General features: G+C 60.6%; 20 protein-coding genes. 12 read left to right on the forward strand and 8 right to left on the reverse strand.

The genetic code is table 11. The annotated features are described in order from the left end of the window. Window positions 1-133: 133 nt before the first annotated feature. Complete coding sequence (ettA, locus tag FJ248_02995; GenBank protein ID MBM4119854.1) at window positions 134-1813, forward strand: energy-dependent translational throttle protein EttA; 1680 nt, start codon at window positions 134-136, stop codon at window positions 1811-1813. Here ettA and FJ248_03000 read toward each other — a convergent pair whose 3' ends face one another. Beyond that, window positions 1814-2191 carry a hypothetical protein gene (locus tag FJ248_03000; GenBank protein MBM4119855.1) on the reverse strand — a complete coding sequence of 126 codons (378 nt, stop codon included), beginning with the start codon at window positions 2189-2191 and terminating at the stop codon, window positions 1814-1816. A gap of 365 nt (window positions 2192-2556) precedes the next feature. On the opposite strand from FJ248_03000, the gene FJ248_03005 reads away from it, so the two are divergent. Next, the gene (locus tag FJ248_03005) at window positions 2557-3276 is read left to right on the forward strand and encodes an esterase (protein MBM4119856.1); all 720 of its coding nucleotides are present in this window, start codon (window positions 2557-2559) and stop codon (window positions 3274-3276) included. Here the strand turns inward: FJ248_03005 and FJ248_03010 are convergent. The 6 genes from FJ248_03010 to xth all read right to left on the reverse strand — a co-directional run bounded on the left by FJ248_03010 (window position 3269) and on the right by xth (window position 9266). Beyond that, on the reverse strand, window positions 3269-4018 hold the full coding sequence (locus tag FJ248_03010) for a hypothetical protein (protein ID MBM4119857.1): 750 nt from the start codon (window positions 4016-4018) through the stop codon (window positions 3269-3271). The two genes, FJ248_03005 and FJ248_03010, sit on opposite strands and share 8 nt — an antisense overlap. Window positions 4019-4045: 27 nt before the next feature. Beyond that, on the reverse strand, window positions 4046-4444 hold the full coding sequence (locus tag FJ248_03015; GenBank protein ID MBM4119858.1) for a hypothetical protein: 399 nt from the start codon (window positions 4442-4444) through the stop codon (window positions 4046-4048). 13 nt (window positions 4445-4457) lie between these two features. Next, a complete protein-coding gene (gene leuD, locus FJ248_03020) occupies window positions 4458-5072 on the reverse strand; it encodes a 3-isopropylmalate dehydratase small subunit (protein ID MBM4119859.1) in 615 nt (204 codons plus the stop codon). A gap of 64 nt (window positions 5073-5136) precedes the next feature. Continuing rightward, window positions 5137-6540, reverse strand: coding sequence for a 3-isopropylmalate dehydratase large subunit (leuC, locus tag FJ248_03025; protein ID MBM4119860.1), 1404 nt, complete (start codon window positions 6538-6540; stop codon window positions 5137-5139). A 314-nt stretch (window positions 6541-6854) separates the two neighbouring features. Continuing rightward, the gene (locus tag FJ248_03030) at window positions 6855-8321 is read right to left on the reverse strand and encodes a YdiU family protein (GenBank protein MBM4119861.1); all 1467 of its coding nucleotides are present in this window, start codon (window positions 8319-8321) and stop codon (window positions 6855-6857) included. Between the two features lie 168 nt (window positions 8322-8489). Next, the gene (gene xth / locus FJ248_03035; protein ID MBM4119862.1) at window positions 8490-9266 is read right to left on the reverse strand and encodes an exodeoxyribonuclease III; all 777 of its coding nucleotides are present in this window, start codon (window positions 9264-9266) and stop codon (window positions 8490-8492) included. Window positions 9267-9501: 235 nt separating this feature from the next. Here xth and FJ248_03040 point away from each other — a divergent pair, with 235 nt between their 5' ends. Continuing rightward, entirely contained in the window at window positions 9502-9750 is a 249-nt protein-coding gene (locus FJ248_03040; GenBank protein ID MBM4119863.1) for a hypothetical protein, read from the forward strand. Window positions 9751-9841: 91 nt separating this feature from the next. Here FJ248_03040 and FJ248_03045 read toward each other — a convergent pair whose 3' ends face one another. Beyond that, a complete protein-coding gene (locus FJ248_03045; protein ID MBM4119864.1) occupies window positions 9842-10165 on the reverse strand; it encodes a transcriptional regulator in 324 nt (107 codons plus the stop codon). Window positions 10166-10187: 22 nt separating this feature from the next. Here FJ248_03045 and FJ248_03050 point away from each other — a divergent pair, with 22 nt between their 5' ends. The 9 genes from FJ248_03050 to FJ248_03090 all read left to right on the forward strand — a co-directional run bounded on the left by FJ248_03050 (window position 10188) and on the right by FJ248_03090 (window position 17412). Beyond that, window positions 10188-10895, forward strand: coding sequence for a tetratricopeptide repeat-containing protein (locus FJ248_03050; protein ID MBM4119865.1), 708 nt, complete (start codon window positions 10188-10190; stop codon window positions 10893-10895). Between the two features lie 59 nt (window positions 10896-10954). After that, a complete protein-coding gene (locus FJ248_03055; GenBank protein MBM4119866.1) occupies window positions 10955-11473 on the forward strand; it encodes a nuclease in 519 nt (172 codons plus the stop codon). A gap of 61 nt (window positions 11474-11534) precedes the next feature. Then, window positions 11535-12038, forward strand: coding sequence for a sel1 repeat family protein (locus FJ248_03060; GenBank protein MBM4119867.1), 504 nt, complete (start codon window positions 11535-11537; stop codon window positions 12036-12038). A gap of 348 nt (window positions 12039-12386) precedes the next feature. After that, window positions 12387-13991 (forward strand): murein biosynthesis integral membrane protein MurJ, encoded by a 1605-nt coding sequence (gene murJ, locus FJ248_03065; protein ID MBM4119868.1) that lies wholly within the window; start codon window positions 12387-12389, stop codon window positions 13989-13991. Window positions 13992-14007: 16 nt separating this feature from the next. After that, the gene (locus tag FJ248_03070) at window positions 14008-14628 is read left to right on the forward strand and encodes a methylated-DNA--[protein]-cysteine S-methyltransferase (GenBank protein ID MBM4119869.1); all 621 of its coding nucleotides are present in this window, start codon (window positions 14008-14010) and stop codon (window positions 14626-14628) included. A gap of 83 nt (window positions 14629-14711) precedes the next feature. Continuing rightward, window positions 14712-15158, forward strand: a complete 447-nt coding sequence (locus FJ248_03075; GenBank protein ID MBM4119870.1) for a D-tyrosyl-tRNA(Tyr) deacylase — start codon at window positions 14712-14714, stop codon at window positions 15156-15158. A 93-nt stretch (window positions 15159-15251) separates the two neighbouring features. Beyond that, a complete protein-coding gene (locus FJ248_03080) occupies window positions 15252-15815 on the forward strand; it encodes a hypothetical protein (protein MBM4119871.1) in 564 nt (187 codons plus the stop codon). Between the two features lie 173 nt (window positions 15816-15988). Then, window positions 15989-16939, forward strand: coding sequence for a hypothetical protein (locus FJ248_03085; GenBank protein ID MBM4119872.1), 951 nt, complete (start codon window positions 15989-15991; stop codon window positions 16937-16939). Window positions 16940-16977: 38 nt separating this feature from the next. Beyond that, the gene (locus FJ248_03090; protein ID MBM4119873.1) at window positions 16978-17412 is read left to right on the forward strand and encodes a glyoxalase; all 435 of its coding nucleotides are present in this window, start codon (window positions 16978-16980) and stop codon (window positions 17410-17412) included. Window positions 17413-17499: the final 87 nt, after the last annotated feature.

The following is a 17499-nucleotide window of genomic DNA, read 5'->3' on the forward strand; positions in this document are numbered from 1 at the left end:
TCCTTCACTTGATGGTGTACCACAAAACGCGCTTGCATACGGTCACAAAGTCATCAAGTCTTCAAGTCGAAATCAACTTCGGACTTTATGACCCACTGAACTTGACGACTTTTGACCTTTATTAAGGAGTTCCATGGCTACGAACGATAAACAGATTATTTTCTCCCTCATCAACGTCGGGAAGGTCTACCCGCCGAAGCGGCAGGTCCTCAAAGATATCTATCTCTCCTTTTATTACGGCGCCAAGATCGGCGTGCTCGGATTGAACGGCTCAGGCAAGAGCTCGCTGCTCAAGATCATCGCCGGCGTGGACAAGGACTATCTCGGTGAAGTCACGATGTCGAAGGGCTACACGACCGGCCTGCTCGAACAGGAGCCGCAACTGACGAAGGGCAAGACGGTCAAGGAAGTGGTTGAGGAGGGCAAGCACGAGATCACGACGCTGCTCAAGGAGTACGAGGCCGTCAGCAACAAGCTGGGCGACTGCAAGCCAGACGAGATGGACAAGCTGCTCGAAAAGCAGGGCAGCCTTCAGGAGAAAATCGAAGCGGCCAACGGTTGGGAATTAGAGCATGAGCTCGAAGTGGCGATGGACGCCTTGCGCTGTCCGCCGTCCGATGCAAAAGTTGATACACTGTCTGGCGGCGAGCGCCGCCGCGTAGCGCTTTGCCGCCTGCTGATTCAGGAACCGGATATCCTCTTGCTCGACGAGCCGACTAACCATCTGGACGCCGAATCGGTCCAGTGGCTTGAGCAACATCTCCAGCAGTACAAAGGCACGGTCATTGCCGTCACACATGACCGCTACTTTCTTGATAACGTCGCTGGCTGGATTCTCGAGCTGGATCGCGGCGAGGGCATCCCCTTCCAGGGGAACTATTCCTCCTGGCTGGAGCAGAAGCAGGCGCGGCTGGCCAAGGAGGAAAAAGCGGAATCGCAGCGGCGCAAGACGCTGGAGCGTGAGTTGGAATGGATCCGCATGTCGCCCAAGGGCCGCCACGCCAAGGGCAAGGCGCGCATCTCGAAGTACGAGGAACTGGTCAATCAGGAGCAGAAGCAACAGGTCCAGGAATTGGAAATCTACATTCCGCCTGGCCCGCGCCTGGGCGACATCGTTGTGGAAGCCAAAGACCTGACGAAGGCCTTCGGCGACAAGCTGCTCTTTGAAACGCTGAGCTTCAGTCTGCCGAAGGGCGGCATCGTCGGTGTCATCGGCCCCAACGGCGCGGGTAAGACGACGCTCTTCCGCATGATTGTCGGGAAGGAAAAGCCGGGCAGCGGCACGCTCCGCATCGGCGAGACCGTTAAGCTCGGCTACGTGGACCAGGACCGATCCCTGGATGCAAGCAAGACCGTCTTCGAAGTGATCTCCGACGGACAGGACACGCTCAAGCTCGGGAAGGTCGAGGTCAACGCGCGGGCCTACTGCGGGCGGTTCAACTTCGGCGGCACGGAGCAGCAGAAAAAAGTGAAGGACCTTTCAGGCGGTGAACGCAATCGCGTGCACCTCGCGCGCATGCTCAAGGAAGGCGCCAATCTCATCATCCTCGACGAGCCGACCAACGATCTGGATGTGAACACGCTGCGCGCGCTGGAAGAAGGCCTGGAGAAATTCGGCGGCTGCGCAGTCGTGAGCAGCCACGATCGCTGGTTCCTCGACCGCATCGCTACGCACATCCTTGCGTTTGAGGGCAACAGCCAGGTCGTCTGGTACGAGGGGAACTACACCGAGTACGAAGCCGACCGCAGGAAACGGCTCGGCAAGGAAGCCGACCAGCCTCACCGTATCCGCTACAGAAAGCTGACCCGCTAGTTACGCACCTTCCAGAAACAACACGCGCCGCTTGCCGTCTTTGTCGCGCTGGATGGTCAGGCGGATCACCGTGCCCGCTGGAAAGGCCTTGAGCGCCGGCCACATTTTCTCGTTGGCTGGGTAGACGACGAACTGCCGGTCGTCTGATATCGACAGCCACCGCTTGCCGTCATGGACCCGGAGCCACTGAATCCAGATTGCCTCGTCGTAGGTGTCGGGATAGAGTACGCGTCCTTCGATGCGCACGGGATGGTCGAACCGCATCTGCGTGATGGGCACTTCGATTTCCGGCGGTGGATCGGCGGGCTGAAGCGGCTCCTGCGCGGAGCCGTCCACGGCGAGGAGCGCGAAGATGATTGGGAGGAGCCATCGCGACATGCTTGATTATAGCATTGTACCCACCGACGCGGCTGCGCGGGCGGGGCAATGGCTTTTTCGCTTAGACCCGCGAGCAGCCTTTGCGCTTTTCGTCCTTGGGGCCCCCCCGATACCTCAGCATATGTTTAGCGAGCAGACAGAATACACGCAGATGATTGCTTTTTATGCTACAGTGACGAGTTAAATAAAGTATTGAAGCTTCTTCTCAAAGAAAACGACTGTGACGGCGGATGCGAAGTGGCGCTGGCGGTGGGTTTTTCAAACGGTAACGACCGCTGGCGGGGCACGTGCATCAAAGCCGGCCTGCCGCGTGCTAAACCAGGCGGCACCTACACCCTGCGCCCCATGAAACTCGAGTCCGCACGATGAAAACCGAACGGTTTGGTGGGTTGACGGTCCGCATCACTGGGGGCAGAGATGGCCGGGGCAGTGGCAACGGACCGGCCGTGGTGCTACTGCACGGCTGGGGCGCACCGGGCGACGATCTGGTACCGCTCGGACAGGAGATCGATGCGCCGGCGGGGACGCGGTTCATTTTCCCCGAGGCGCCGCTCTCACTGCCGACGGGGTTCGGCCCATTGAGTGCTTCCGGGCGAGCGTGGTGGATGCTAGACATTCAGAAGCGTCAACGCGAAATCGCTGCCGGGCGGGCGCGAGATCTTTCGCGGGACGTGCCGAACGGACTGGACGAAGCGCGCGAGAAAGTCATCGCGCTGCTCGATGAAGTCGAACAGAAGCTGGGCACGAAACAGATCGTGCTGAGCGGATTCTCGCAGGGCGCCATGCTGGCCTGCGACACGGCCCTGCGCAGCACGAGGCCGCTCGCCGGAGTCATTCTTCTGTCAGGAACATTGCTGGCGGCCGATGAATGGACGCCGCTGATGCCCAAGCGCAAAGGCCTCAAACTCTTTCAAAGCCACGGCAACGCTGATCCGCTCCTGCCTTTTTCCACGGCCGAGCAATTACGCGATCTGCTCACGCAGGCGGGACTGTCCGTCGACTGGGTAGGGTTCCGGGGCGGGCACGAAATACCGGGACTTGTGCTGGACAGACTCGGCGCGTTTCTCCGAACCGTCCTTATTTGAACAGCTCCTTCCCCCCCTCCACGGCCTCAGACGCAGCGTCCGTTACGTTCTTGCCAGGTGACTTTGCCGACTCGGTGACCGGGCCGGTGGTGGCGCGCGTGATGGCTGAGAAGATGGCCGAGACGACCTGTTCCAGCGTGGCGCCGTCGGTTTCCTTGCCAATGTCCGTGAGGTGGATGTCGGGCAGCCCCATGGACAGGTCCTGCGTGCTTAGGGGGCCCGCGACGAAATGTGCCGCCACCTTCCCATCCTTGACCGCGAATTCCTTGATGAGAATCCTAATCGACGACGAGGCCGGTTCGGACGCTTTCTTGTCGCCGCCCGCCGGGGCACCGCCGCTGGCGATCGCCCGCATCACGGTATCCTGGATCGTCAGGAGATTGTTCTTGAAGAGACCGCCCTCCACGGTGATCTCCGGCGCCTCGATCCAGATTTCGTCGATGACGATGGTCTTCGAGAGGACCGAGAAGACGTTTAGGTGGATACGGACGTTGCCGAGTTTAATGGCCGTCGGCGATTTGTAGTCGGACGGGTTCCCGACCTCCAGGCCCTTGAGTTGGACGAGCCCGCGCAGCGGCGAAATATTCACGCCATCGAGCTTGAGGGTGGTTTTGGTGATGGATGGGCCGGCTTGCTCGATCGCCGCTTTGACGATCGTGCCTAGCCACAGGTTGGTGAACAGTACGGCCCCGACGCCGAGCAGCACCACCGCCGCGAACGCGACCTGGACGGTTTTTGTCATGGCGAGCCTTTCCGGTGAGATGCGAGATCAATCTGCCGCGGTGACTCCGTCCACGAAATAGGGCGTCTCGCCGAAGCAGGCGGTCGGAAGAAACCGCAGTTCGCGATAATGGAGTATGACTTTTTTACTCAGGAGCGCGTTCATCCGCCCGGCCACGGCTTCGTCGCGCACGGTGAAGGCCCAGATCACCGGCGCCGTGCCGGGGACAGTCGTCATGGCCAGCTCGCCCTCATAGGTCTTGCACAGCCATCCCTTGCGGGAAATTTTCTGGAGGTAGCCGGCTCGATCGCCATCCGAATAGCTCCAGTTGAAGACGATGGCCAGATAGACTGCGGCCAGCAGGAGGGCCCCGATCACCAGCGCCAGTAGGATTTTTTTGACAGCGGCGAGCCAGGCGGGAAGGGGTGCAGGAGCGTCCGTCGTCACGCGGGCCTCCGGCTTACATGTCCGCAAAGAGCCACGGGGCCCCGGCCTTGCGCGTCTGCTCATAGGCAGCGATGGCCGCGTCGTACTGGAGACTCAGGCCGATCGCGTCCAGCCCCTTATAGAGACAGTCTTTGCGGAAGGGGTCGACGTCGAAATGATACGTCGCGCCTTGCGGCGTGGCGACCACCTGCGCGGCCAGATCCACCGTTAGCGCGTAGCCGTCCTTCGTCGCGCTGCTGAAGAGTGCCTGCACCTCATCGGCCTTCAGCACGACGGGGAGAATCCCATTCTGAAAACAGTTGTTGTAAAAGATATCCGCGAAGCTCGGCGCGATTACACAGCGGAAACCCTGGTCAAGCAGAGCCCATGGTGCATGCTCGCGCGAGGAGCCGCAACCGAAGTTGTCGCGAGTCAATAAGATGGTGGCGTTTTCGTATTGTGCCTGGTTCAGGAAGAAATCAGGGTCGGGCGAACCGTCCTTTTTTCGGCGCCAGTCGTAGAAGAGCCCCTCGCGCAGGCCCGTGCGCTTGATCGTCTTCAAGAACTGCTTGGGGATGATCTGGTCCGTGTCCACGTTGACCCGGTCGAGCGGCGCGACGAGGCCCGTATGCTTGGTAAAGGGCTGCATAAAAATTTTGAATTGCGCGGAGAGCTCCCGAAATCTAAATGAACAATTCAACGCTCACAATTTGCTAGCTCCAATTTCTGATGTCCACGAAATGTCCTTCCACTGCGGCGGCCACGGCCATGATGGGGGACACAAGATGCGTGCGGCCGCCCGCCCCCTGCCGGCCTTCAAAGTTTCGGTTACTCGTCGAAGCGCAGCGCTCGCCGGGCTTGAGCACGTCGGCATTCATCGCCAAACACATGCTGCAGCCGGCCTCGCGCCATTCGAAGCCGGCGTCCGTGAAAATCCTGTGCAGGCCTTCCTGCTCGGCCTGCTGTTTCACGAGACCGGAGCCGGGCACGACCATCGCGTGGACGCTCTTTGCGACCTTTTTACCTTTTGCAAAGCTCGCCGCGAGGCGTAAATCCTCAATGCGCGAGTTGGTACAGGAGCCGATGAAGACCTTATCGATATTGATTTGTGTGATCGGCTGGCTGGGCATAAGGCCCATATACTCCAGCGCGCGCTCCGTCGCCTTGCGCAATTTCTCGTCGGGCATGGTCTTGGGATCCGGGACGTTTTCGTTCACGCCGGTGACCATGCCGGGGCTGGTTCCCCACGTGACTTGCGGCGCGATCTGTTCGGCTTTCAACTCGACCGTCGCGTCGTACGTTGCGCCCGCATCCGTCGGCAGCGCCCGCCAGGCTTCCACGGCCTTTTCCCATAGGTCGCCCTTCGGCGCCATAGGTCGTCCCTTGACGTAGGCGGCGGTTTTCTCGTCGGGTGCCACCATGCCAGCCCGGGCGCCACCTTCGATGGACATGTTGCAGAGCGTCATTCGGCCTTCCATGGAGAGCGCCCGAATGACAGAGCCCGTATATTCGATTACGTAGCCGGTCCCGCCCGCCGTGCCGATCTTGCCGATGATGGCGAGAATCACATCCTTGGCCGAGCAGCGCTCAGAGAGTTTTCCGTCCACGCGGATTTCCATCGTCTTGGGTTTTGTCTGTAAGAGGCATTGCGTGGCCAGCACATGCTCGACCTCGCTTGTGCCGATGCCAAAAGCCAGCGCGCCAAAGGCGCCGTGAGTGGACGTATGCGAATCGCCGCAGACGATCGTCATGCCGGGCAATGTAAAGCCTTGCTCCGGCCCGATCACGTGGACGATGCCCTGGCGGGCGTCGCTCATCGTAAAAATGGTGATGCCGAAGTCCTTGCAGTTTTCTTCCAGCGTCCGGATCTGCTTGGCGCTGACAGGATCGGCGATGCCGAGTTTTCGGTTCGTCGTCGGGACATTGTGATCGGGCACCGCGAGCGTGGCGCCGGGACGGCGCGGCTTGCGGCCCGCGAGTTTCAGTCCCTCGAAAGCCTGCGGGGACGTGACTTCATGCACGAGCTGCCGGTCTATGTAGAGCAGCGTCGTGCCATCCGGCTCCGTGCGGACGACGTGGGCGTTCCAGATTTTTTCGAAGAGGGTCTGCCCGGCCATCAACTCACTCCATCTCCAACAAGGGCCGCAGTATAACAGGTTCGTCTCGCGCTTCGAAAGCAGGGCGACCGGGGGCGGGATCAGCAAGCGGACCGGGCTGCACGCACCGTCAGCCTCTCGCAACATTGCGGACCCGATCAAAGTTATACCGGGAGAAGGAACGAAAATGTTGCTCAACACTTAGCAGCAGCAGCCTTCCGCGTGGTATTCGACGCCGTGACACGGCGCTGTGCGTGGACGTGTCACACGCGGGCCAGCATCGAACGGCTAGCAGTGAAGCGGGCCTCTGCACGCTGCCGTTCTTGTCACCCGACTCAGGACGAGCAACTGACGCTGATGGTCTTGGCCCAGTCCGGCGGTATCGCGGCGTAGGCCTCCATTTCCGGCTGTTGGTCGAAGGGCCGCGCGAGGAGCTGACGCAGACGATCAATCTCGGCATAGTCCCTCTGGTACGCCCGCTCGATGGCAACCTGCGCCAGGTAATTGCGCAGGACATATTTGGGATTAGCCCGATCCATGCGGGGCCGACGCTCCGCATCACGGCTGCCCTCGGTATGCAAGCGCGCTTTGTACCGAGCTGCCCAGCGATCAAACCCTGCACGATCCAGAAAGAAATCGCGGAGCGTCTCATTTCGCTCGTCCGGACCACTCGCAAATCCGCCCAGCGTCCGGAAGAAGATCGTGTAATCCGATCGGCTCGCGGCCAGGAGGCGCAGTAAGTCGCCCACCAGGACCTCATCGTCCAGCTTCGCCTCCTGCAGCCCCAGCTTCGCCCGCATCAAGTCTAAGTACCGTTCGGCGAAGGCGGTTTCGTAGGCCGTCAGCGTATCCTGCTCCTGCTCTGGCGTGATCAGCGACGAGAGCGCCTGACCGAGGCAACGCAGGTTGAAGTAGCCGATGTCGGGCTGGTTCCGGAACGCATACCGGCCATGGTGATCGGAATGATTGCAGATGAAGCCCGGATCGTAGGCGTCCATAAAGCCGAACGGACCGTAATCCAGCGTGAGCCCGACGATGGACATGTTGTCGCTGTTCATGACGCCATGTGCCCAGCCGACGGCCTGCCACCCGGCGATCAGCCGCGCGGTGCGGGCGGCGACCTCGCGAAAGAAGCGCGGGTACTTCTCGTCGGCTTGCTCGAGATGCGGATAGAATTGGGTGATCACGTAGTCCGCGAGTTGCCGGACGTGATCGGGCTGCCGCCAAGCGAAAAAGGTCTGAAACGATCCGAATCGCACGTGTGTGGGCGCCATACGAAGCAACATGGCGCCGGGCTCAGGTCGCTCCCGCAATACCGCTTCGTCACCCGCCACAATGCAGAGCGACCGCGTCGTCGGAATGCCGAGGCCGTGCATGGCCTCGCCGCAAAGATATTCGCGAATCGTGGAACGCAGGACGGCGCGGCCGTCGCCGTCGCGCGAGAACGGCGTGTGCCCAGCGCCCTTCAGATGTAAATCCCACTTCTCGCCTCGGCTGTTGCGAACTTCTCCAAGCAGCAGTGCCCGCCCATCGCCCAGCCGGCCGGCAAAGATCCCGAACTGGTGGCCTGAGTAGATCATGGCCACCGGCTCGCTGCCGGGGATCAAGAGATTGCCCCCGAACACCCCGGCGAACTCGGGCCGTTTCGCCTCGTCCTGGTCAAGATCGATCAACGCGGCCGCATCTGGATTGAAGCTGACGAGGTGTGGATTCGACAGCGGGGTCGGTTCGACTTTCGCGTAGAACGCGCTGGGCAGCCGGGCATAGGTATTGTCGAAGGACAGCTCTTCCAGTTTGGCCATGGCGCATGATCGCACGGGGTTCCCACGCCGGGCAACTGGCCCGTGTGTCGGCGTCCCAGCCCGACGCGCCGATGACGAGCGCCAGGGCCATGACGAACAAAGCGATGGTTTGCAGAAGGTGTCATGCAGCAAGACAGGCGGGCAATATAGCTTTCGGGTCGGGGAAAACTAGACGGAGAATTCGGCCCAAAGAAACGTGTGGTCCGAGGCGTTCGGCTGTCTGCGCGGTTCGACGTCCACGCCGGCCTTCATGCATTTCTCGGCCAGAGGTGCAGTGGCCAGGATGTGGTCGATGCGCCAACCGCGGTTGTTTTCCAGCGCATTGGGTGCGCGGTAGTCCCAGAACGTGAATTGCTGTGTATTGGGATGGAGTTTGCGGTACGCGTCCACGAACCCCCAGCCCACCGTTTCCTTGTAGGCGTTTCGCACATCTTCATGGAAGCAGACGTGGGTGAGGTGCTTGTCCGGGCTGTGTACGTCCACTGGCTCCGGCGCCACGTTCATGTCTCCGCACCAGATGGCCGGCTTTTTGGGGGATAGGTGTTTCGCGAAATAGTTCCGCAGCCGTTTGTACCAGGCGAGCTTGTACTGGTACTTGGGCGAATCGATCTCGAAGCCCTGTGGAATGTAAGTGTTAACGATGGGGACCCCGCGAATCACCGCGCGAATGAGCCGGAATTCGTCCGGATCCCCGTTGTCGACGTCCAGTCCGTAAGCGACGGACTCCGGTTGCTCCCGGCTGAAGATGGCCACGCCGTTGTAGGCTTTCATGCCGCGGAAGGCAATGTGGTATCCCGATGGTTGCAGCGCGAGCAGTGGAAAGTCCGCGTCCTGCACCTTTGTCTCCTGCAGGCAGAGGACATCCGGTTTGTGTGACTCGAGCCAGGCAAGAACCGTGTCCACACGCTTGCGGATTGAATTGACGTTGTAGGTGGCGATCTTCATGCGCGGCACGGTCCAAATGGCATGGCGCCAGACGGAGCATAACACGGTGAGGTCGACATGTCTTGCTCGCCTTTGAGCTCTTGACTGCGTACAATGGGCGTCCACTGGGCGCACAAGCGCATTCCGGTCCGGCTGTAGCTGGCCTTTTTGACGGATCGGCCTGAGTTCCACCGGTCGGCGCGGGACGACCACTGGCTGGCGGCTGATCTCCGGTCGCAGGGCATCGAGAAGGACCATGTCCGATCCCATCTTGCAATTGAGACAAAGTGCGACGATCGCCCGCGTGGTCGGCGTCATGACCATCGCGTTAGGGTTCATGGCGGGGATGCAGGGGCTGGACGACCCGGGGTCGGGCTGGCTGCCAACGGCCCAAGGCCTCATCGTCACCGGCCTGCTCGCGCAGGGCTACGCGCTCTGGTGTACGATCCGGTGGAAGCGCGAACGGGCTGAACAGGAAGGGCAGAAACCCCGCGAGGATCGCTAAAGATGGCGGGGCTACTTGAGGGCCGGGAACCATTCGTCCCGGGGTGCCGAGCCCGATACCGTTCCGGGGCTCGACGCCGTGCTAATGCTGTTCAAGGTGTGCGCCGGTCGATGCCGAATCGGGGCGAGGCCACGCCTTCACTGTGGCAAACGGGACAGCGGCTGGGCGTGGTCAGGCGGATGCGGTCGCGAAAGACGAACCCGCAGTCGTGGCAGACGGAGGGCTCCAGCATAAAGCGGCGCGTCCGGTCTTTGGCGAGCGAGCGGACGACGTGAACCAGGTGCTCTTCGATCTGCCGTTCCGGCGCCCCGATCAGTTCGGCCAGTTCGCGGGCGGAATAGCGTACGCCGGTCAGCACCTGCATCAACTGTTGCCGGACGGTCAGTGAAGGTGCGGGCTGGGCGTTGTCGGCCATGGGAGTATCGTAGGCGCGCAGGATGGGGGAAACCAAGGGAAAATTTCGCGCGGTCACGGGTGCACTGCTGCTTCTGGCGGGGTGCAGCCAGCCGTCGTGGGAGGAGGCCATGGTGGCCGGGCAGCAAGCCGTCGAGCAGGCGCGCTACAGCGACGCACAGCGGATTTTCTCCTCAGCTGTGGTCAAGGCGGAGGCCTTTGGATTTGACGACAAGCGGGTCGCACAGGCCCTGTCCGCGCTGGCGCAGGCCTATGCGGCCCAGAACAAGAATGCCGAAGCGGAGCCGGCCTACCTCCGGGCGCTGAAGATCTATCAGGCGGTTCATGGCGAGACGCATCCGGACGTGGCGGCAACGCTCAACAATCTCGGCGTGCTCTATCGTCGGCACGGCCAGTACGCCGACGGGGAGCCGCTGCTGGTCCGGGCCGTGGCGATCAAGGAGAAGGTCTTCGGCCCGGAACATCTAGAGACGGCGCTCACGCTAAGAAATCTGGCACAGCTCTATGCGAGCCAGAGCCGGTTCGCGCAGGCCGAGCCGCTGTTCGGCCGCATCACTGCCATTCGCGAAAAGGTCCAGGGTCCATCCCATCCGGATGTCGCCCGAAGTCTCGATGAGCATGCCATGCTGCTGCGGCAGATGGGGCGTGAAAAAGAAGCCGTACCGCTCGAACTCCGCTCACAGGCTATTCTAACCGGCTTTCCCAAAAGCTCCCCATCATCCAAGGGGTGAGCGTTTCAAGCCTTTGAATTTAGAATCAAACACTTCGCGTGCGGAGGCTCCATGCGTCAATGATACGCCCTTGTAGTTTAGTCATACTGCTCTCACTAGGAATCGTTGCTTGTGCAACGCCCGCTCCGCGCTCATCGTCCCTTCCCGTCACACCAGAGGCCACTTTTCGAGCAACCGTGGCGAGCGTTCACGATGGGGATACCGTCACGGTCTCGGCCAACGGGTCCCTACAAAAGATTCGCCTCAACGGCATTGATTGCCCTGAAACCGATCAACCCTGGGGACCACAGGCGACCGAGTTCACCAGGGGGCTTGCAGATAAGCAAGAAGTGATAGTCACAGATTTTGGGCGGGACAAGTACCAACGCATCATTGGACTGATTACTCTTACTGATGGACGCAATCTCAATCAGGAATTAGTTCGGCAGGGGTTTTGTTGGTGGTACCAGAAGTATGCACAGAGCGACGCAGTTTTGAAACAGTTAGAACGCCAAGCGCGGGACGCCAAGCGCGGGCTCTGGATTGATGCCAACCCCATCCCGCCGTGGGACTGGCGACGGAAGAATAATTACAAATAGCCCCTTTATTGTATGCTTGTCCCGGCTCGTTTTCTCGTAAACTCTTCTTGGAGGGTGACCTATGAATCCTCGTTATCTGCTTCTCGCCATTACTCTATTCGCAGCGAGTGGCTTTCCGAATGCCTCATGGTCGGAAGAGTCTCCCGCGGTCAAACATCTCAGAACACTATGCGACCGAGGCGATGCGACAGCGTGTACCAGTGTGGGTGTGATGCACAAACTTGAAAAAAGCGTAGGCGTCACACAAGACTCGATACAGGCGGCAGCGGTGTATCGTAAAGCGTGTGACGGAGGCGATGCGGAAGGGTGCACCTTACTGGGGCTGATGTATGAAAAAGGCACAGGCGTCACACAAGATTCGTTTCAGGCGGTAGCGCTGTTTCGCAAAGCGTGCGACGGAGGATTTGCAGCGGGGTGTATTTTAGTTGGTACGATGTACGAATATGGATATGGGAAAGGCGTCAGACAAAGCAACTCAGACGCACTGGATTATTACGATAAAGCGTGCGACAAGATGTATGAGGCAGGGTGCGAGAACTACACACGATTGAAGAAGAAAAAGTGACTTGCTTCAAATGCGTTTTTCGCGCTGACTGTTTTGCCCCTCTTTTGGGGCGGCGCCTGTCATTCTCAGTACGGCAGCATTTATGGAACGGCTGCTTTAGGAACCCGTACGGAGCCCACACCAAGAACTTCTCCTGTCGTAACGGTTACGGTGTCGAATTAATTTCTACCGCTTTATCTCCAATGCCAGCGTATGATCCAATCACAATGGTATCGATCCTCAATAGACTTCCAATTTTCTTTGCTGCCGCGGGCCTGGTTTAAAGAGGGGCGGTCAGCCCATCAACGATACACCAGACCCGGACCGCGCCCGTAGACTCCCCCTGCCGCTTTAGTTACAATCCGGCCGATGTCCGGTCCGACCCCCCCGCCTGAGTTGCCGCGTCCACCGTCCACCGAGAACCATCATGTCGTCAAATCCGCAGGTCTGATCGGCCTGGCCACCTTCGCCAGTCGCCTTCTGGGCTTCATCCGCGACATAGTGCTGGCGCGCCTCTTCGGCGCGACCGCCGCGGCTGACGCCTTCTTCGTTGCCTATCGCATTCCCAACCTGCTCCGTGAACTCTTTGCCGAAGGTTCGATGTCATCGGCCTTCATTCCGGTCTTCACCGAATATCACACGTTGCGCGATAAAAAAGACGCCTGGGAGCTGGCCAGCGCCGTCTTCACGACGCTGCTGACGATCGTCACGGCTATCACCCTCCTGGGCATCGTCGCGGCGCCTAGCATCGTCTGGCTGCTCGCGCCCGGTTTCCACAGCCAGCCCGACAAGCTGGCCATGACCACCGTGCTCACCCGCATCATGTTTCCCTATCTCTTATTCATCAGCCTGGCCGCGCTGGCCATGGGCATTCTCAATTCGTTGCGCGCCTTCGCCGCGCCGGCTCTTTCGCCAGTGTTCTTCAATGTGTTCATCATCGGGTGTACGCTCTTTCTCGCACCAACCTTCTCGGAGCCGATCATCGGCGTGGCGATCGGCGTGGTGGCCGGCGGGGCGGCGCAGTTCGCAATGCAATTGCCGGGGCTGGCATTTCGAGGGATGGTCTTTGGCTGGCGCTTTAACCCCCGGCATCCCGGCGTCAAGCGCATCGGTGCGCTCATGATTCCGTCGCTGCTCGGCCTCTCCGTCACGCAAATCAACATCACGGTCAGCACGATCCTGGCCTCGTTCTTTGCGGGGGGGCCGACCTATCTGTTCTATGGCATGCGGCTCATTCAATTTCCGCTCGGCATCTTCGGCGTGGCGCTGGCCACGGCCATTCTGCCGACGCTCTCTGCACAGGCGGCGCGCGGTGCCCTGGACGAATTGCGGGTCACGCTGACCTTCGGTCTACGGATGATCCTATTCATCATCCTGCCGGCGATGCTGGGGCTGATCCTGCTGCGCCAGCCGATCGTACATCTGTTTTTCGAGCACGGGTCGTTCACCGCGACGGATACCGCTGCTACAGCCACGGCGGTGCTGTGCTACGCCGTCGGGCTCTGGGCCTTCGCCGGCGTGCGGATAATCGTCGCGGCCTTTTACTCACTGCAGGACACGGTCACCCCAGCGGCGGTGGCCGCCATCTCCGTGCTGGCCAACCTGGCCTTCTCCATTCTCTTGATGGATCACCTCGAAGCCGCCGGGCTTGCGCTGGCCACCGCGTTGGCCTCCATGGTCAACGTTGGCCTGCTCGTGGCGATCCTGACGCGGCGGCTGGGCGGAGTGGCGTGGTTGAGTGTTGGGCAATCGGCTCTCCGCACGCTGCTGGCAACGGTACCGCTGGTGGCAGTCTGCCTCCGAGTCTCAGGTGCGGAGGCCTGGACGCATGAAGGCGACTGGATCGGCAAGACGGTCATACTGACGGGCGGCATCAGTCTGAGCGTGACCGGCTACATCGGCATTCACGCGCTGCTGAAGTCTGACGAGCTAGATACGGTCTGGCAGATCGTGCGACGAAAGGTAAGAGGGTAGGCGTTAGGGGGCAGGGATGAGCAGTAAAACAATCGCCGAAAAACCAACGCCTCACGTTTCTCACCGTGTGCCGCATACGGTCTTCAGGACGCGCTGGGGCTGGACGGGAGTCGCCGTCTCGGACAAAGGCGTCTCGGCCATTGTGCTCTCCAAACCGTCGCGCAGTGCAGCCGAGCAAGCCCTGGCGACCTTCGCAGGCGTGAGGCTCTTGGGAAGAGGCCAGGGGCAGGGGAAGACCAGACACTCGTCACGGGCCACTGGCCACTTACTGCGCGACGCTCAGCGGCAGGTCGTGGCCTTTCTGACCGGGAAACGGAAGACCATCGATGTGCCGATCGATCTCTCAGGCGGCTCGTCGTTTCAGCGGCGCGTTTGGCAGACCGCGCTCCGGATTCCCTACGGCCGCGCCCGTTCCTATGGCTGGATCGCCTCCAAGCTCGGCGGGCGGCGTTACGCGCGGGCGGTTGGCCATGCACTGGGCACCAATCCAGTGCCGCTCATCGTGCCCTGCCACCGCGTACTCGCGTATGACGCCTCGCTCGGCGGGTTTTCGTGTGGATTGCCCGTGAAGCGGAAGCTGCTGAAGTTGGAAGGGACGCTGGCACTGCTGCAGCAAGGACAGCGACGTCATTCGTAATTCGTCACTCGTCAATCGTAGCGGTTCATCCGAGTGATTCCGGACGAATGACGGATAATGAATGACGAGCAACAGGGGGGGGCATGAAAGCCGTCATTCAGCGCGTCACGCAGGCCTCAGTGGAAGTGGACGGGAAAATCGTAGGGCAGATCCGTGCCGGTCTCGTCGTCCTGCTCGGCGTGGCCAAGGGCGACACGGAAACCGATCTCGCGCACCTCGTCGAAAAAATTCCGGCGCTCCGCATTTTCAGCGACGAGGCCGGCAAGATGAACCGCTCGCTGGCTGAGATTCGCGGCGGCATACTGGCCATCTCGCAATTCACGCTGCTGGGCGATACAAAAAAGGGACGGCGGCCCGGATTCGATCAGGCGGCCGATCCTGACGTGGCCAAACGGTTGTACGAGCAGTTCGTCGAACAACTGAAGAAGACTACAGACCTGACGATCCAGACCGGTGTCTTCGGCGCGCACATGAAGGTCGAATTGATTAATGACGGCCCGGTGACATTTGTATTAGACAGTCGCGGTTAAGTCAGCAAAAATGTACCGGTAACGAAGACGGGGAAACCGCCGGGTTGCCAAACGGAAGCCGGCTTGGCATACTTTCTCACGCAGGAGGGTGACATGGAGTGTCCCATCTCTAAGCATCACCCGCTCCGAAAGCTGTTCGGCGCTCTGACCGAACGGCGTTTCGCCGGAACGCTGGGCTGGCCGAATCAGACCGTCACCGGCTACGTCACCAATCTCCTCGTGGACTTCACGCATCTCGACCGCCTATACAAGATCCGCAACCAACGGGGCAAGCAACTCGACACGGTTGTCGACCTTCTCTACGAGTCGGAAGTGCTGCTGGAGGCGCGGACCCTCAAACGCGAGCAGGAGGTCCATCGCCACATCGGAGACTTCACGCTCTTCATGGCAGGGCTGTTTCCCGAATATCTCACGCGGCTCAAGTCCGCAAGTATGATCTACCACAAAGATTTCCTTGTGGATTACGTCAAGACGGGCAAGCGGTCCTACGGAATCGTCGCCCGTTGCGGCGAGACTTCCGACGGCCGCGCACCGCTGTTCCGGCAGCTCTCGGAGAACTTTGAGCTCTGCGTCGCGGGGCTCGGCTTTGTGCGGGGCGATCTAGACCGCATGCAGGATTCCTCCTACAGAAAAGCGAAAAACATTCTCCTGAGCTAGTTCGCTTCGATGATCAAATCTTGTCAAGCCCGGGATGTATCTCGTTTCTCGTGCGCGACTCGCAGGACTGGCGAGCAAAGCAAAACGTGCCATAAGTTTGGTCCCCCTGTCGCGCGAGTCTGGCCCGTCTCGCTTCGCGGACGACACGATACGAAGAACACGGCGAGCCCTTCGTGGTAACACACGCTCGTCGCCACACGCCGATCATTCTCGCCCATGGCGGGGCGGGCGCACGGCCCATGACCGGCGAGCAGCGCGGCGGTCTCACGGAGGCCCTGCGCATCGGGTATCAACTCCTGCAGCGTGGTGCCTCAGCGCTTGATGCAGTGGAGGCGACAATCCACGCGCTGGAGGGCTCTGGATTATTCAACGCGGGGACCGGCTCGAATCTGCAACTGGACGGCGCGCGCCGCATGGACGCCTCGATCATGGATGGTTGCTCGCTGGCCGCTGGAGCGGTGGCCTCCATCCAGGAGGTTCGTCATCCCATCACGGCTGCGCGGCTTGTCATGGACGAAACGGCGCATGTGCTACTCGTCGGGGAGCTGGCCACGAAATTCGCGCGGCGCTTCCAACTTGAACGGCAGCCAGATCCGACCGCCAAACAACAGGCCACCGCGAAAGCAAAGCAACGCATAGCCAGTCTATCGGAACCACAGACAGGGCACACGCGGGCGCTGTTTCGGAAACTTCGTTCGAGCGATGCGCTCGGACGCGAGACTGTCGGGGCAGTCGCGCTTGACCGGCAAGGCCATGTGGCGGCTGGCGCGTCGACTGGCGGCATCGCGCTTATGCTACCGGGCCGCGTCGGCGACACACCACTAATTGGCTGCGGGGTCTACGCTGACGATAAAGCCGGTGCCGTGTCCATGACAGGTCTTGGTGAAAGCATCATCAGAGTCGCAGTGGCCAAGGAAATTGTGGATTGCCTGGAAGCGGGGGAGACTCCGAAGGCGGCGACCCAGCGCGTGCTCCGCAAACTGGTCTCGCGCATCAAGGGCGCGGCCGGCGCACTCGTACTGTCACCCGACAACCGCTTCGCCATCCGCCACACAACCCCGCACATGACCGCTGGTTGGTGGGATGGAACCGACAAACCGGTTGTCCGGGACCGATTTACATGAGCATTGCGCCCGACACGCGGCCGCGGTAAGGTACCCGCATGACCGAGGCGCTCTTTCATCTCGCATTTCCCATCACCGATCTCGCTGCGGCAAAGAAATTTTACGTGGCCGGGCTGGGCTGTTCGCTCGGTCGTGAAACGGGCGACGCCGTGATTTTCGGATTGGCAGGGCATCAGATCGTGGCACATCTGGTGGAGGAGCCGCTGCCGAAGCAGAAAGGCGTCTACCCGCGCCACTTCGGGCTGGTGTTTACAACGGAAAAAGCCTGGCAGGCGCTGGCGGATCGGGCCAGGGCTAACGGTCTGACTTTTTATCAGCAGCCGCGTCGGCGCTACGAAGGCAAGCCGACGGAACATCTGACTTTCTTTCTGGAAGATCCCTCGCACAATCTGCTCGAGTTCAAATACTATGCGCACGAATCGGCAATTTTTGGCGAACAGGGCTCTCTCGAGATCGGCGACGCAAAAGGGTAACCGCAGTAGCAGGCTGCCGGACAGCGCATCTGATTTGTTGCGTTTGCTTGGTTGCTCCGAACGAACCAGACAAACCAACCAACCCCC

The sequence above is a fragment of the Nitrospira sp. genome (assembly GCA_016873435.1).
GTDB lineage: Bacteria > Nitrospirota > Nitrospiria > Nitrospirales > Nitrospiraceae > VGXF01.